Genomic DNA, 15,864 nt, shown 5'->3' with positions numbered 1-15,864 from the left:
TTTAGATCTAATCACAAGTGACGTGAGTCGTCATACTAAGCCGCAACATTTAATTAGGGCAAGAATTAACTTGCGGAGGAACAAAATGAAAAGATTTTCATTGATCGTAGGACTGATAGCAGCCGTTGCGGTGACAGGTTGTACGACGTCATTTAGAGATAATCAGAGTGGAATTGTTAAGACTGAATCTGGTCTACTCCAAGGTAGTGTCAGAGACGGTATCTATACCTATTTGGGTGTGCCCTATGCTGAGGCGCATAAACGTTTTATGCCTGCAGAAAAAGTGAAACACTGGGAGGGCGTGCGCAATGCAACTGAATATGGCCCAGTCTCTCCACAATCACAACTGACGGGTTTTCCTGAAGCACCCGGCAGCAAGGATAATAACAGCCAAAACTTAAACATCTGGACTCCTGGTATTGATGGTGAAAAACGAGCTGTGATGGTTTGGCTACATGGCGGAGGCTTTTCATCCGGTTCCGCACAAGAAGTCCCTGCCTATAACGGAGAAAATTTAAGTCGTAAAGGTGACGTTGTGGTGGTGTCTGTAAACCATCGTCTTAATGTTGTTGGGCACTTAGATCTATCTGCCTATGGCGATGAATATAAATATTCAGCAAATATTGGTGAGCTAGATATCATCGATTCACTTAAATGGATTAAGGATAATATTGCAAGCTTTGGCGGTGATCCTGAGAACGTGACGCTGTTTGGTGAATCAGGTGGTGGAGCGAAAGTACTCACGATGATGTCATCACCGTATGCAGAAGGCCTGTTCAATAAAGGCATTGTTCAAAGTGGTGCAACAGAATCAATGGGTGTCAATTTTACTACTTTGGACGCGAGTCGTCGTGTCGGTGAGTTAACGTTAAGAAATCTTGGTATTACCAAAGAGAATATTGATGCCATTCAGACTGTTCCTTACCAAAAGTTAGTTGAAGAATCTATGAAAGCACAGGTGGAAACGGCAGGTGAATTTGGTCTTCGTGGTGCGTTAAGCGGTCAGATCGCTATGGATTGGGAGCCTGTTGTTGATGGCGATTTTCTTCCAACAAACCCGGTGACCCCAGATTCCTTTGCTTTGTCTGGTAAGGATGTTCCATTACTGATTGGTTCAAACCTCAATGAATGGGCAGGTATGAATCTTGTTATGGGATCTGACAAGGGCAAATCCTTTACTGATGCTGAAATCGAGCAACGTTTAAGCAATACCTACGGAGCGAAAAAAGAGCAAGTCGTTACTGAGTTTTTAAATGCATATCCTGAGAAAAACAAAGAAGATGCGCTGTATTTCGATGCATTCATACGCTTGCCATTGCTTAAAATTATGAGCCATAAGGCAGACCAAAATGGCGCGCCTGTTTATGCGTATGTGATGAGTTATGGTTCACCTCTTGCCTACCACACAGCGGAAATCCCATTAGTCTTCAATAGTCCTAATGCGGTACCACCAATTTCTACTGGTTCTGAAAAGTCTGAAGCAGAGAAATTAGCTGATGAGAAAATGGCCGAGACGATGAGTAGTGCGTGGATTGCTTTTGCGAAAACGGGTAAGCCTTCAGCGCCAGAACTACCTGAATGGCAAACCTACACTCGTGATAATGGTGCAACCATGATTTTTGATACGGAAAGTAGGTTGGCTCATGGACACGACCGTAATCTGATTAAGATTCTTGCTCCGGATTATCAGTGGTAATTGAACCAGAGAAACGATACTCAATCATGGGATGGCAAGAACGATGTAAATTGTCCTTGCCATTTTTTTGATAAGGAGGAACCAATGAAAATTGGCCTAAGTGAGCTAAAGGCTTTCAGAACTATTGCTGAACAAGGAAGCTTGAGTGCTGCGGCGAGAGTGCTTGGTGTGTCTCCATCGGCACTAAGTCATAATTTGAAAAATATGGAACAGACATTAAATGTCAGGTTGTTCAATCGTACTACTCGTTCTGTTTCACTGACTGAGGCTGGGGAGCAATTCTACCGTCGCATTGTACCCTCTATGGTGGATCTTCAAGAAGCGGTAAGCGAGCTTTCAGAGACGCAAAACAACCCTTCAGGCATTATTCGTATTAGTTCTGCGGATTCTGGTTCTGTGCCTCTCATTGCCCGTTTTCTTCCGCAATTTTTTGTCAGGTATCCCGATATTAAAGTGGAGATTGTCGCCGAATCCCGGTTTATAGATATTGTATCTGAACACTTTGATGCAGGAATTCGTCTAATGGAATCTGTACCGGCCGATATGATAGCGATTAAGTTGACACAGCCTATGCGAATGATTGCCGTAGCTGCACCGGCGTATTTTGAATCTCATTTAACTCCAGACATGCCAGAACAACTAAAGCAACATAATTGTATTCGCTATCGGTTTGATAGTGGTTCGCTGAACTTATGGGAGCTGACAGATGGTGAACAATCAATCACGATTGATGTTGATGGATCTCTGACCCTGGGTAATACCAATTTAATGATTGAAGCTGCATTGAACGGCATTGGTATCGCTTGGGTGCCTGAGCCTCAGGTAATACAGTATCTTGATAATGCTGAGTTGGTTAGGGTTTTGCCACAGTGGTTCACCCCGTTATCAGAACTCTGTTTGTACTATCCGGCTAATCGTTTTCCGAGGAGCGTTTTCCGTATTTTCACGCAGGCGTTACGTGAATGGGTTAAGCAATCATAAGGTTTGGTGATGCGTATAAACGCACCACCGATTTAGTTAAAGAGTATCGCTGAAGAATGTTTTCATTTTGTTCAATGCCTTACCAACATATTCCGGTTTCCAATAAGTCTGAATATGGGTTGCACCTTCAATAAGAAATAGTTCTTTACTCGCTGCATTTGTTGCTTTTTTATAAGCATCTTCTGTCATATAAAGCGTATCCGCTTTATTACCGGCCATCATTAACAATGGCTGAGTAAGCAAGTCGATATGATCTGTTGCATCAAACTGCATAAGATCGAGCAGGTTACTCATTGGATAGCGGAAAGTAGAATTAGGGTGCGCATGGGTTCTGCCGTAATAAATAAATCCTTCACGATAGAGATCGAAAGGCATTTTTTCCAATTGTTCATCAGTGATAGAAGAGAGATCTGCATCTGCTGCATAGATAGTTTCACCACCGCTAGCTTGTTGCGCGCGTGCATCAGAGGCTTGCTGTAAGCGTTGTTGGATGGTGTCGAGCTGCGACTGCATAAAACCATCACGTCTTACAATGCCAGAGTTGAACATGCTAAGGGTTGCGATGGATTTGAAGCGTTTGTCTGTTTCGGCTGCAGCAAGAGAATAACCACCGCCGCCACAAATACCTAACAGGCCAATTCGGTTAGTATCGACACCTGGGTATTGAGCGATGTAATCAGCCATACCGTGAATGTCTTCGATTCGGTTGGCAGGTCTGTCTGTATTGCGTGGTTCACCGCTGCTTGCGCCCTGATAGGCCGCATCTGCAGTGATGGTTATGTATCCCATTTCAGCTAGATGTTGAGCATAGAGACCAGCAACTTGCTCTTTCACCCCTCCATTTGGGTGGGCAACGACAATAGTAGGGTATTTTTTGCTGGAATCATAATTGGCAGGCGTATAAACGTTTGCCGATATTTTCAGACCATGAAGGTCATAATTTACAGGGTGAATATTCACTTTGCCTGCGACGTTTTGTGTGATAGCACCTTCATACGTAAGAGTGAATGGGTTTTGTTGATAATCTGCTGCGGAGACGCTTGTACTTAGGCCAATAACTGCGGCTAGCAGTGTAGTTCTTAATATTTTACGTGTCATTATGAGTTCCTTGTTACATATAAATATTGAGGAATACCACAGATGATAACGAGTGGAGGCTTACGTGTTGGTGACGCGGAACTAACAAAAATGTAAGGAAAGGAAGTCAGCTTAAAACGGCTATTAAATTTTCCATCACCATTGAATATTACAAATATGACAGGTAGTTGTCAGCTCATTGATAGGTGGCGACCTGTAGAATTAACTAGATTAACTACAGCATGAACGGTGCTGTTTGGGATAGACCATGAAACTACTTTTAATCGAAGATGAAGATAAAACCGTAAGTTATCTTAATCGGGCCCTTAAAGGGGAGGGGTTTACCATTGATATTGCGAATGATGGTATTGATGGCCTCTACCTGGCTAAGGAATTTGATTACGATGTGATTATTTTGGATGTCATGCTGCCCGGTATTGACGGTTATGAAGTCGTCACTCGATTACGTCAGATCAAACAGACGCCTGTATTGATGTTATCCGCCAGAGGTTCGGTTGAAGAGCGAGTCAAAGGGTTGCGTAGTGGCGCGGATGACTATATGCCCAAACCCTTTTCTTTGATTGAGCTTATTGCTAGGGTTCAGGCTTTATTACGTCGTCGTTCTACTGATGGTACCGATATTACTCAGTTCAAATTACATGATCTGCACTTGGACTTGATGGCCCGACGCGTCACCAGAGCCGGAGAGAGACTTGATCTAACCGCGAAAGAGTTTTCTTTGTTAAGTTTGCTAGCTCGCCACCAAGGCGAAATTCTATCGAAGATGATGATTGCGGAGCAGGTTTGGGACATGAATTTTGATAGTGATGCCAACGTTGTTGAAGTAGCGATAAAACGTTTGCGAGACAAAGTAGATAAGCCGTTTGGTACCAAGTTACTGCATACCGTTCGTGGTATGGGGTATGTTCTCGAAATACGCCCATGATGATTGGTAAGTTGAGGTAAGGATGTTGAAAAATTCGATAGCTGGTCGATTGTCACTGATGTTTGCGTTGGCCTCTTTAATTTTTGTGTCTGTCTATGGACTGGTGCTCAGGGATTCATTGCATACCTCGCTTCAAAATCAAATGCACAATGAGTTATTGTTCAGGGCCAATCTAATAGAGCCCTGGATTAAGTCTCGAACGGACGGCAATAGTTGGCAGGCACTGACTGACAAGCTGGATAATTTATCTGCAACGGAAGGCAATCGAGTCCGGTATGGCTTTCATTCAGACAATATGTCGGTAAATCAGGAATTGTATGCGTTGTCGGATCTGCAATGGCAGAATTTAAGTGATGGCTTCAGCAAAATACCATCAGTAGATGATGTAAATTGCTCGACATTTTTGTATATCGCATCGATCCCTGCGAGTGAGAATAGGGGAGCCATTCGTTATGTGATCGCCATCGATTCAACCAGCTATGTCGGAACATTAAGAGAGTTCACTCAGATTCTAATTGTTAGCACCATTTTTGGCGTAGTGATAGTTGCAGTCGTGGGCTTTTTCATTGCGAAGATAGGATTAAAGCCATTAAAGCAATTAAGTGAGCAGACTAAAACATTGGTTCCCAGTGAGAAAGGACACCGATTAGATACTTTAGCGTTAGATGTTGAGTTAAAAGATCTTGCCGCCTCTTTTAATGATGTTCTGGATAAGCAAGAGATTGCGTGGAGGCAGTTAGAAAGTTTCAATGCGGATGTCGCTCATGAATTAAGGACTCCACTGACGAACTTGATTGGCCAAACCCAATTAGGCCTGGCGCATAAGCACGATTTTAATGACTTGCAAGATTTACTCGGGTCTAACTTGGAAGAATTAGAAAGAATGACGTCCATTGTGAATGACATGCTTTTCTTGAGTCATGCACAGGCCGGTGATCATGCGACCCAGACATCCAAGGTTTCTATACGAAATGAATCACTAAAGACCATTGAATACATAGAACCATTGTTACTCGATAAGCAACTTGAAATTGTTGTTCATGGGGATGCTGAAGCTCGCATTGACCATCGATTGTATCATCGAGCGCTGGCGAATTTACTCAGTAACTCCGCTCGTTACGCTTATGATAATTCAACGGTGGTGGTCGAGATTAAACGAGATCACAAGATGGTTTCTGTCTCGGTTACAAACGAAGGTGACCCTATTGATACTGAGCATTTACATCAATTATTCGAACGTTTCTACCGTTTAGATTCCTCCCGGAGCAGTAGCCATATCCATCATGGCTTGGGGTTGTCGATTGTTAGCGCCGTCGCTTTGATGCATCAAGGCACTGTTTTTGCCACTAGTCAAAATGGGATGAATACTTTTGGCCTGACAATGTCATTAGGATCGAGGGAATGTGCGTCAGAAAATACAGAGCAGGAAAGAACCGAACATCTTAATTCGGGCAATTTTTCAATGAGTTAAAAGAAAACTTACGAACTTGTCAGGTACTCGTAAGCCTCATGAAATCAACACTTCGATAGTATTGGTTAAAGATATTGACCATCTTTAATACAAAGGAAGTTTTGATATGAAGAGATTGATTACTCGTTTGGCATTAGGTTCGCTGTGCACTGCGTCTTCAGCATTTGCTCCTGCTATTGCTTCAACAGAGGATAATACTCAAACAATCACTCGTGCGGAACAGCATCAGTACAATAATGCACCGGCGAGTAATTTTTCTGGGCAGGCGCAATTTGCCCGATTTCCCGTTCTTCCTTCATCAGGAAATGTTGCACCAGCAGTCGTTTCGTTTGAAGCCAATACAATAACCAAATGGCATATTCATCCGCACGGTCAGTATCTGATTGTCACAGAGGGCGAAGGACGTACGCAAGAATGGGGAAAGCCAATTCAGGTTATTCATAAAGGTGATATCGTCTGGTGTCCGCCGGGTGTAAAACACTGGCATGGGGCGAGTGAATCGAGTGCTATGACGCATATCGCGATCAGTCCGATTTCAAATGACGGAAAAGCGGTGACGTGGCTGGAAAAAGTAGAACTTCCAGCAGCGTCCACTTCGAAACCCAAGCCGCCAGGTAAACTGGATCCGGTTATTTTGACAGATGAACAACTGAGTTTAATTCCCATTGCAGCATTTACTGCAACCGGGCAACTGGAAAAACTCAAGCCAGCGTTAGTTAATGGGTTAGAGCAAGGACTAACCGTCAATCAGATTAAAGAAGTATTCGCTCATCAGTACGCTTATGTCGGCTTCCCCCGAGCTCTAAACGGCATGCTAACGCTGAGATCGTTACTGGAAGAGCGCACCGCGAACGGCATTCACGACAATATGGGTGTGTTACCCAACGACTTACCAAAGAGTACAGATTATTACCAACGTGGTAATCAGACGTTGGCTTACCTCAATCAGGTGCCTGTGGAACAGGTCTCTGGCCCACTGTTTAATAATTTTTCGCCTACGGTCGATCACGCATTAAAAGCGCATCTGTTTGGCTATTTGTTTAGCCGGGACAACTTACCCCATCTTTATCGTGAACTTGTGGTCGTGAGCTCGTTATCTGCCCTTGGTGATGTCAATGCACAGCTCCGTTCACATTTGAGAATTGCAACGACTTTAGGGGTTGATGCTACACAAATGGACAGAGTCTTTTCTCAATTTGAGCAGGCTATGGGCGGTGATTTAACCACTAACGCTAAAAGCGTCTTACTGCAATTACAGTGATCTGAAATGGTTGCAGATGAAGTTGAAATATCAACTTCATCTGCGACACAACTCTACATCGTTATTGAATTATTCATAAATTAGGAATCCCTATGACGAATACTATGTCAGCACTTATTCGTTTGATGCTGCTTGCCTTTGTTGCGACTTCAAGTGCTAAGGCTATTGCCGATGATGGATCCAGTAAGGCTCAGCCACATAACATATTGGTGGTTTACTTTTCCCAACCCGAGGATGTTTCTTTAGACGGCGTTGACGCGGTATCAGGCGCGAGTGTACTTCAAAAAAATCAGCAGAGGTTGGGGGCCACTCAGTATATTGCTCATCTAATAAAGGAAAAAGTTGATGCGGATCTTTATCGCATCGAACCTGAACAACCTTATCCACGTGTACATGGGCCGTTAGTTGATTTTGCTGAGCAGGAAAAGAAAAACAACGCTCGTCCCGAAATAAAAGAATCTCTGCCAAACTTGGAGCAATACGACATTGTGTTTGTCGGTTACCCAATTTGGTGGTATCGGATGCCGATGATCCTTTATACCTTTTGGGAGGAAAACGATTTTAGTGGCAAAACGATTATTCCATTTTCAACTCATGGTGGTAGCCGACTTTCAGGAAGTGTTCGTGAAATTCGAAAGCTCCAACCTAATGCACATGTGGTAACCGATGCGTTTACCATATCAAGAGATGATGTTGCTGATAGTTCGACACCAGATGAAGTGTATGAATGGCTAGAAGAAATAAAAGTGAAATAGATATTCATATGGTCATTAAACGTAAATACATCTATCAGGTCATCCAGGATGGAGTAATGATTATCTTGCTGGGAGCTCTTATGGGATTCCATTTGTGGCAAGAGAGCACACATGAATGGCTGGGCGTGGCTTTTTTGCTCATAGTGTTAAAGCATCTGTTACTCAATACTCATTGGTTTCGAAAAATACGCCAGGGAGACTATGACCTGTTCAGGTCTCTGAAGTTGATAGTTAATTTAATACTGGCAGGGTTACTTATTGCTGCAATCGTAAGTGGGTTGATGCTTTCGCAGTATCTCTTTCCAGACCTGAGCATTCACAATTCATCAGACGTCATTCGTATAACGCATATGAACAGTGTGCATTGGTTGCAAGTTGGAATCGCTATACATCTCGGTATGCATTGGAAAATGCTATCAAGGTTTTTTCTTCAGCTTTGGAGTATTGTTGAAAAATCACTCATCGTGAAAATCTGTACTTTATTATCGATACTATTTTCAATCTATGGTTCGAATGTATTTGTTGCTCGAAATATGAGCGATTATTTATTATTAAAAGTTGATTATGCCTTTTTTGATTATGATGAGTCTGTCGCTGCTTTTTACTTTGATTATATAGCTGTCACCATCTTATTTGCGTACGCAGTGAGATTTTTACTTTGGATCTTGTTATTCAAAAATGATTAATTTTTATGATTATAATTATTAAAATTTCTGAACTAGTGGATATGTGTAATTTTGGCTTAGGGATACTTTTAAAATGGTGAAAAATACAGTTGCTATCGACTCTACATTTTATTTCAATTTTTATGAACGGTCTTTAAAGTTTAGCGAAGATGAAATATACGTTTTGGGTGAGAACGAAGCTAGGATATTACACTTACTCATTGACCATCCATATAAAGAAATCACCCGGAAGGAGATATATCAAGAAGTATGGAAAAACCGTGGAATAGACGTTGACGACTCCAGTATCACTCAAGCGATATCAACGCTTAGGAAGAGTCTTGGTGATTCGGCAAAATCACCAAGATACATAATGACTGTACCTAAAACGGGCTATAAATTTATAGCAACGGTAGAATTTTTAGACAACGCAAATGATGGACGTACTGAGAATAATTCGGAGGTTTTAGAAAGTAATAATTTCGATATCATAAGGGAAGAATATATCAGGTCAGAGTCCATTGATTCAAGTTTACCAAAAGAGGATAAATATATTTCAATGGTAAGAAAGATGAAAAATAAAGTAATCATTAGTTGGTATGAACTCACTGTATTCTGTTTTCTGATTATTTTAACTGTACTTCTTATCTATGACTTTAATGACCCTCAAGGTACACTTTTTCAATTGTATAATAAGTTAGGCCTTTTGTGATTAATGACCAGGTCAAGTGTCATTCTTTACTATTAATCATTATGCATGTTTTTTGATAATGCCTATCAAATTATGGAGGCTAATAAGTTCACTAAGTTTCTTTATACTTCACTTTTTCATGGGGTGAAATTCGGATTATCTATACTTTAAATTGAAGCGCTTGATTTTGATATTTTATCTGAAAGTATCTCCAAGAATTCGAGCCGATTTAAAGTACTTTCCTTACAAAAATGTAAGGTAACGGTAAGCGTACTGTTTATTTAGACTAATATTATTGAAAGTCAAGCGTAGTGACGACAGTCTTCCCAGCAATCCAGAAAAAGTCGTTGGATAGTAGCGCAGTCGAAATATTAGTACTTGGCTGGTCTGCCTGGACTACAAGAGAACGAAAAATCGGTAAACGACTTAAGACAATTATTAAGGAAAGCTAACATGAGTATTAAAAATGGTAACGATGTTAGAGACGATCAAACTATAACAATGGATCGGCGTAAATTTATTGTCGCGGGGGCAAGTGTAGCAGCAACCTCAATGTTGTCTTTTGCTACTGCAGCACAAGCCAGTTCAGAGCAGAGCTCTTCTGGTGTTGCAGGCTCCAAAAAGTCACAGAGCACTTCGGATATAGGGAAGCGAAAATTAGGTTCCCTTGAAGTATCAAGTATTGGTATCGGTGTCCAAAATATGCACCGTAAGTTCGATACTACAGTACCGTATCGTCCACAAATGATTAAGATTCTACGTGAGGCATACGAGCGTGGTGTCACTTTCTTCGATACAGCAGAGGCGTATGGCCCTTTTGAGAACGAGCGAATTCTTGGCGAAGCCATTAGTCCATTCCGAGATAAAATTAAGATCACCTCAAAATTTGGATGGAATATAGACCCCAAGACTGGTAAGCGTGGTCCTGGGTTAAACAGTCGGCCAGAGCATATTAAGATTGCAGTAGAAGGCTCGCTTAAACGTCTGGGTACTGATCATATCGATCTTCTTTATCAACATCGTGTTGATCCTCAAGTGCCGATTGAAGATGTCGCTGGAGCCGTCAAGGATCTTATGGACCAGGGTAAAGTTTTGCATTGGGGACTTTCAGAACCCGGTATTCAGACGATTCGTCGTGCACATGCTGAATTACCGTTGACTGCTATTCAAAATGAATATTCGATGGCTACCAGAGATCAAGAAAAGGCAGTGATACCACTTTGTGAAGAACTGGGAATTGGTTTTGTGCCTTGGTGGCCTTTGAATTGTCAATTACTGACAGGATGTATTGACGCTGAAACTAATTTTGCACCTGGCGACTTTCGTTCCTCTACTCCACGCTTTTCACCAGAAAATCTTGCTCACAACATGCAGTTAATTGAGCTTATTAAGCGTTGGGCTGATCGTAAGAATGCTGTTCCTGCGCAGATCCCCCTAGCTTGGCTTATGGCGCAGAGACCATGGATAGTGCCTATTCCTGGTACAACCGTAATGGCGCATATGATCGAAAACGTCGGTGCAACTGATGTTAAATTTACACCGAATGAGCTAACAGAACTGAATGCGGAATTAAATGCTATTGAAATACGTGGACAACGTCTTCCAGACGGAGTTCTGGCTTTCTCTGGTGTAGAGGCACCTTTGAAAGGCTAGTTTTTAGATTAACTCTAATCCACTGGTATTATTTTTGTGTAGGAGGAGAGCGACAGTATCATATAAGTTAAATGACACTGTCGTTCTTTTTAAAAAAAATGTATTAAAGGAATAAAGTCGCTATCGTTAGGGCTATCCTAGTTACCCCTTTATTCCTCTTCTGCACAAAATGTGAATATGTTAAATGTTACTTGAACATTCATAGTTACTTGTTGGTTACCATTTCATCTCGCCAGTACTTACTTTCGCCCCAATGGTTAAACCTTCACTAACTGGCAATGTGGGGTATGCTATTTTCATCTTTTCAACCAATCCACCTGCATTTTCAGCTCTAGATAATTCAGTTTCAAATTTTAAGAAAAATGACGTTCAAGGTTATCAAGATTGTTTGAAAGAAAATTTGTGTTGGTTTTTGTATCACATAAGGCCACACTAGAGCAAAATGCACCTAGCGCAGCATGTGAGAATATAATTTCAATGATATAATTTATATTCGTCTTTACATATACTGCTGCCACCACAACGTAAATGTTTGGTCGTGCTGATCAACATTAATTGACTCACCAATAAGCGGGGTCATTAATCTATAACTCTGATTTTGGCTTACTTGATGAATACGTTCTAACGGCTCATACCAGGCATGATGAGAAAGCTTAAACTTACTGTTGTGTGATGGTAAAACAGCTTTGGTTCCTAAGTCTTTCGCTGCTTGAACGGTCTCTTCAGGTGTCATGTGAATATATGGCCAATCATCGTTGTACTGACCATCTTCAAGTACTGCGATGTCGAAGTTACCTAACTTCTCTGCAATTTGCTTAAAGTGCGGACCATAGCCACTGTCACCACCGAAGTAGATTTTGTGTTGACCAGTTATGATTGCAAATGAACCCCATAGTGTTTTGTTGCGTTCAAGTAAGCGGCCTGAGAAGTGTTGGGCTGGCATAATGTGAATAGTTAAATCTTTTTTCTCAAAACGACTAAACCAATCTCCCTCATGGATCATATTTGAATCAAAACCCCATTGTTCAAAGTAAGAACCGACACCCAATGGTGTGACTACCTCATGAATTTTGTCCTTAAGTGCGTCTATGGTAGGGAAATCGAGATGATCCCAGTGGTCATGAGTAATCAGAAGATAGTCGATTTCAGGTATGTCTTCCGCCGTATAAATGTTACTTCCTTCGAACGGTGTATTAGTCATAGGTACAGGTGAAGCATTGCTACTAAATACTGGGTCAATAAGGAAAGTGTTTCTCTCTAACTGCATGAAGTAGGACGAATGCCCCATCCATACAATCGTATTCTCTGAAGGATCTAGCTGCATCAAATCCGTTTTCTGAGAAGGAATAGGTTGCGCCGGAATAGAATCGGTATCTTTTCCAAATACAAACCTGTATAAACGCGAAGCACGACTCTCAGTGCTGGTGATTAGCGGTCGTTCAATTGGGTTCTTAAAAAAGCCGTTTTCGTAATGATCACTGTTAACTTGTGTAGTAACAATGGGATCAGCTAATGCTGGTCGGTTGATGTAGACGCAACCGTAAACAATAATAATGGTCAATATAACAAGTAGGATTTTCACTAATAAACCTTAGTATTTGCAATCAATGCCAGTTAAAGATGCTACGCGTTTTCTTTTGATGCCTTAAGCCAATTTTTCCATCGCATGCGATGCATCGTGTAGAAAGTAGTAAATGAGATGAATACGAAAATAGAAATATGATGAAATATAAAGCCGGGGAGGTTTGAAAAGTCCCACATAAACAGAACCGGATTCATCGTTAGTTTATCTACCATCACCATTTCCTTAAAGCTGATGATCCCCTGAATAGATACCGCTGCTAACAGCAGTTTCATTCCTATATGCACAGGTGCTTTGCGTATAAAACTATATCGGGTAAACCAGCTGGCAACCTTATTGCCGTTTAAACCTGCATGCATCGCAACTAAAGCGAATAGCCAGTAACCCGCAGCGATATGAACAGAGCGAATAAAGTAGCCCGGGTTTTCAGAGATATTGGGGAGTACTTCACGAGAAACCAACAAGCTGGTCATCAGCAGAGTAAGAGCCGTAAGGATCAAACACCCATTAAGCAAAACTATTATCAGAGGCTTCGGTTTCTTAATGTGCTTGTTTATGTGACGGTACCATAAACGGTTATAAGTATTATGCAGTGCAATAAATAAGAATAGTGCGGCACCTAGCCACTCATGAACTTTATTTCCTTGCCAATAATAAGCAAGACATAGGATGACCATCAGCAAAGAAAAGCTATCAAACACCAATCGAACAGGCATTTTCGGGGAAAATTTAAATATACTCATATCTGATTTAGTGCTCAAAACTAATGAGATCACGGTAGGTATAGGTATATTCATTTGATTCCCGTGAGCTATGGCAAGATTGGCAACGCTCGGTATTTTCATCCATATTGATGCGACCGTCTCCCCAGAACCACTGGAATTGCCAGTCACCGGTGCGTCTGTAGGCAGGGTAGTCCTCTCCCCATTTTTCACCTTTTTCCATCACAAAGTAACGATATATTTCACCGTTACGATAATCTGCGAGCACAAAATGCGTACCGTCTGGCGCAGGCATTCCATTTTGTAAGGCGTCTATAGTGGTTTGGTTCGTCAGAATGTGTTCGGTAACCTCACCTCGTGTCACCGTTGTGTAGTGAACAAGGTCATCGAGATTCGGTAGTGTGACCCGGTTTTCCTCTGCAACCGAGATCGACGTTATAAGGGATGTCGCGAAACATAATAAAATTGTTGAGATCTTAGATAATGCCATGACTTTCTCCGTAACTATTCCTAAAGGTGGAGCTGTAACTTTTAAGGTGACAGAATAATCAAAGTAAGCCGGTTATTAGTCTAACTCGTCAGTAATCGACAATAGGTAAGTGACCTGAATAAATGGCTTCGTTGAATGTAGTAATTGTTCGGCCAGTATACTGAAAGGGAATTTGATGATTATGCGTGCTTGATGATAGGGTTTATTAAATATTCTAATTAATAGATATTTTTGGTTTGGTATGACAAATCAAATTGATAGGAAATTATTTGAAGGTAAGCGCCTAACCAATTGTTAAACATAAATTAAGGGTTATTAATTAGTACAGCTCATAAGTGCTTTCATATTTAGCGGGGTTATCTGCCAGTAACAAATCGTTACTATTTGCGGCATCCATGATCCTGCTATTCGAAGGAAAGCACAATGAAACCAACTTATTCAAAAGTAGACGGTGACGTTAATAAAATGCACGTCTTGGCGATAGTACTGGCTAGTTACTTTGTTATCTTGCTCGATACTTCGATTGTCATTACCGGACTACCTGAAATTCGTCTTGCCTTCGGTTTAACAACAACAGAGTTATCCTGGGTTCAGAATGCTTACACATTAAGCTTCGGTGGCTTTATGATGCTGGGTGCGAGAGCCGGGGACTTAGTCGGTCGTAAGCGCATGTTTATGATTGGCCTGACACTCTTTACTCTTACATCATTAGTTATCGGCTTAGCCCCGAATGCCACCACTATGTTTATAGCCAGAGCAGTTCAGGGGATGGGGGCTGCCATTCTTGCACCTTCAACATTAGCTTTGCTCTCTATTTATTTTTCAGAAGGTGAAGAGCGCACTAAAGCGTTGTCATATTATGCTCCAACAGCAGGGGTAGGGGCCAGTTTAGGTTTGGTCGCCGGTGGTGTATTTGCTGGCTGGCTAACATGGCGAGTCGGGTTCTTAGTTAACGTTCCTGTTGGTGTGGTATTAATGTTTGCCGGTCAGAAAGTGCTTAAAGAGTCCGATACTCATACTGGTAGCTTTGATCTTATTGGCGCGTTAACGTCAACTGTAGGCATGACTCTGCTGGTATTTGGTATTGTTGAATCTGCTTCTTTAGGCTGGGGAAACGTCATTACTCAAGCTTCATTATTAATAGCAGTGATATTGCTGACTGTCTTTTTTGTTCATGAAGCCAAAGCGGAACAACCTATTCTGCCATTGCGTTTATTTAAAAGCCGTGAACGTGTTGGTGCTTATTTAGCTCGCATGTTGTTCCTTGGCTCGATGGTAAGTTTCTTCTTTTTCTCAACACAGTTTATGCAGGGTGTTTTAGGCTTCACTCCGGTTGAAGCGGGATTAGGTTTCTTGCCGTTTACTATTCCAACGTTTTTTGCTTCACGCATGGTACCAAGATTTACAAAGCGTATTGGTAACCAGGGCGTGATGTATATAGCATTTGTTTTTCTGTTGGTTGGTTTGATTGGTTTGAGCATGGTGACAGCGCAGAGCAGTTATCTCTACGGTTTAGCTATCCCTATGTTAATTATCGGGTTTGGTAACGGTGCTGCTTTGGGTCCTTTGACCATCGCAGGTGTGGCTGGAGTTGGGAAAGAAGATACCGGGGCTGCATCTGGTCTGGTTAACGTAGCGCACCAATTAGGTGGCAGTTTAGGATTGAGTATATTGGTGGTTGTGTTTGCATCGGCCTCAACACCAAATTTAGACGGTGAACTACTGCTAGCGCATCAGATATCAGCCGCCTATCATGGCAGCGTGTGGATGATTGTCGGAGCGATTGCCATCATGTTGCTGTTAAATTTTATTCCGTCACTGTTAGTAAAATACGGGTTGCTTATGAAATCGGTTCAACAGCCATAATTGTAGTG

The 15,864-nt window shown here is 41.7% G+C and carries 14 protein-coding genes; 10 read left to right on the top strand and 4 right to left on the bottom strand.

Annotation, left to right across the window (positions count from 1 at the left end; all coding sequences use genetic code 11):
* Positions 1-85 precede the first annotated feature (85 nt).
* Positions 86-1,696 carry a carboxylesterase/lipase family protein gene (locus ACFFUV_RS05830; protein ID WP_390190418.1) on the top strand — a complete coding sequence of 537 codons (1,611 nt, stop codon included), beginning with the start codon at positions 86-88 and terminating at the stop codon, positions 1,694-1,696.
* Between the two features lie 84 nt (positions 1,697-1,780).
* Positions 1,781-2,677 carry a LysR family transcriptional regulator gene (locus tag ACFFUV_RS05825; protein ID WP_390190416.1) on the top strand — a complete coding sequence of 299 codons (897 nt, stop codon included), beginning with the start codon at positions 1,781-1,783 and terminating at the stop codon, positions 2,675-2,677.
* A 36-nt stretch (positions 2,678-2,713) separates the two neighbouring features.
* Here ACFFUV_RS05825 and ACFFUV_RS05820 read toward each other — a convergent pair whose 3' ends face one another.
* Positions 2,714-3,775 (bottom strand): alpha/beta hydrolase, encoded by a 1,062-nt coding sequence (locus tag ACFFUV_RS05820; RefSeq protein ID WP_390190414.1) that lies wholly within the window; start codon positions 3,773-3,775, stop codon positions 2,714-2,716.
* 247 nt (positions 3,776-4,022) lie between these two features.
* Between ACFFUV_RS05820 and ACFFUV_RS05815 the strand changes: the two genes are divergently transcribed.
* From ACFFUV_RS05815 to ACFFUV_RS05785, 7 genes are all read left to right on the top strand, one after another.
* Positions 4,023-4,700, top strand: a complete 678-nt coding sequence (locus tag ACFFUV_RS05815) for a heavy metal response regulator transcription factor (RefSeq protein ID WP_390190413.1) — start codon at positions 4,023-4,025, stop codon at positions 4,698-4,700.
* Positions 4,701-4,722: 22 nt separating this feature from the next.
* Positions 4,723-6,171 carry a heavy metal sensor histidine kinase gene (locus ACFFUV_RS05810; RefSeq protein ID WP_390190410.1) on the top strand — a complete coding sequence of 483 codons (1,449 nt, stop codon included), beginning with the start codon at positions 4,723-4,725 and terminating at the stop codon, positions 6,169-6,171.
* A gap of 106 nt (positions 6,172-6,277) precedes the next feature.
* A complete protein-coding gene (locus ACFFUV_RS05805; protein WP_390190408.1) occupies positions 6,278-7,432 on the top strand; it encodes a cupin domain-containing carboxymuconolactone decarboxylase family protein in 1,155 nt (384 codons plus the stop codon).
* A gap of 92 nt (positions 7,433-7,524) precedes the next feature.
* The gene (locus ACFFUV_RS05800; RefSeq protein ID WP_390190407.1) at positions 7,525-8,187 is read left to right on the top strand and encodes a flavodoxin; all 663 of its coding nucleotides are present in this window, start codon (positions 7,525-7,527) and stop codon (positions 8,185-8,187) included.
* Positions 8,160-8,873 (top strand): DUF4405 domain-containing protein, encoded by a 714-nt coding sequence (locus tag ACFFUV_RS05795; protein ID WP_390190406.1) that lies wholly within the window; start codon positions 8,160-8,162, stop codon positions 8,871-8,873. The genes ACFFUV_RS05800 and ACFFUV_RS05795 overlap by 28 nt, the downstream gene beginning before the upstream one ends.
* 73 nt (positions 8,874-8,946) lie before the next feature.
* Positions 8,947-9,564 carry a winged helix-turn-helix domain-containing protein gene (locus ACFFUV_RS05790; RefSeq protein ID WP_390190404.1) on the top strand — a complete coding sequence of 206 codons (618 nt, stop codon included), beginning with the start codon at positions 8,947-8,949 and terminating at the stop codon, positions 9,562-9,564.
* A 432-nt stretch (positions 9,565-9,996) separates the two neighbouring features.
* A complete protein-coding gene (locus ACFFUV_RS05785) occupies positions 9,997-11,196 on the top strand; it encodes an aldo/keto reductase (protein ID WP_390190402.1) in 1,200 nt (399 codons plus the stop codon).
* 499 nt (positions 11,197-11,695) lie between these two features.
* Here ACFFUV_RS05785 and ACFFUV_RS05780 read toward each other — a convergent pair whose 3' ends face one another.
* From ACFFUV_RS05780 to ACFFUV_RS05770, 3 genes are read right to left on the bottom strand one after another with little or no spacing between them, the layout of a single operon-like run.
* Positions 11,696-12,778 carry an MBL fold metallo-hydrolase gene (locus ACFFUV_RS05780; protein ID WP_390190400.1) on the bottom strand — a complete coding sequence of 361 codons (1,083 nt, stop codon included), beginning with the start codon at positions 12,776-12,778 and terminating at the stop codon, positions 11,696-11,698.
* Between the two features lie 41 nt (positions 12,779-12,819).
* Positions 12,820-13,575: a DUF4405 domain-containing protein gene (locus ACFFUV_RS05775; RefSeq protein WP_390190398.1), complete on the bottom strand. Its 756-nt coding sequence runs from the start codon at positions 13,573-13,575 to the stop codon at positions 12,820-12,822.
* Positions 13,529-13,990, bottom strand: coding sequence for a cytochrome P460 family protein (locus ACFFUV_RS05770; protein WP_390190397.1), 462 nt, complete (start codon positions 13,988-13,990; stop codon positions 13,529-13,531). Before ACFFUV_RS05770 ends, ACFFUV_RS05775 begins: the two co-directional genes overlap by 47 nt.
* Positions 13,991-14,413: 423 nt before the next feature.
* On the opposite strand from ACFFUV_RS05770, the gene ACFFUV_RS05765 reads away from it, so the two are divergent.
* Positions 14,414-15,856 (top strand): MFS transporter, encoded by a 1,443-nt coding sequence (locus ACFFUV_RS05765; protein ID WP_390190396.1) that lies wholly within the window; start codon positions 14,414-14,416, stop codon positions 15,854-15,856.
* Positions 15,857-15,864: the final 8 nt, after the last annotated feature.

The organism is Vibrio olivae (genome assembly GCF_042428525.1).
Lineage (GTDB): Bacteria > Pseudomonadota > Gammaproteobacteria > Enterobacterales > Vibrionaceae > Vibrio > Vibrio olivae.
Note: the sequence above shows the minus strand (reverse complement) of the source record. Positions and strands in the feature narration are given on the sequence as shown.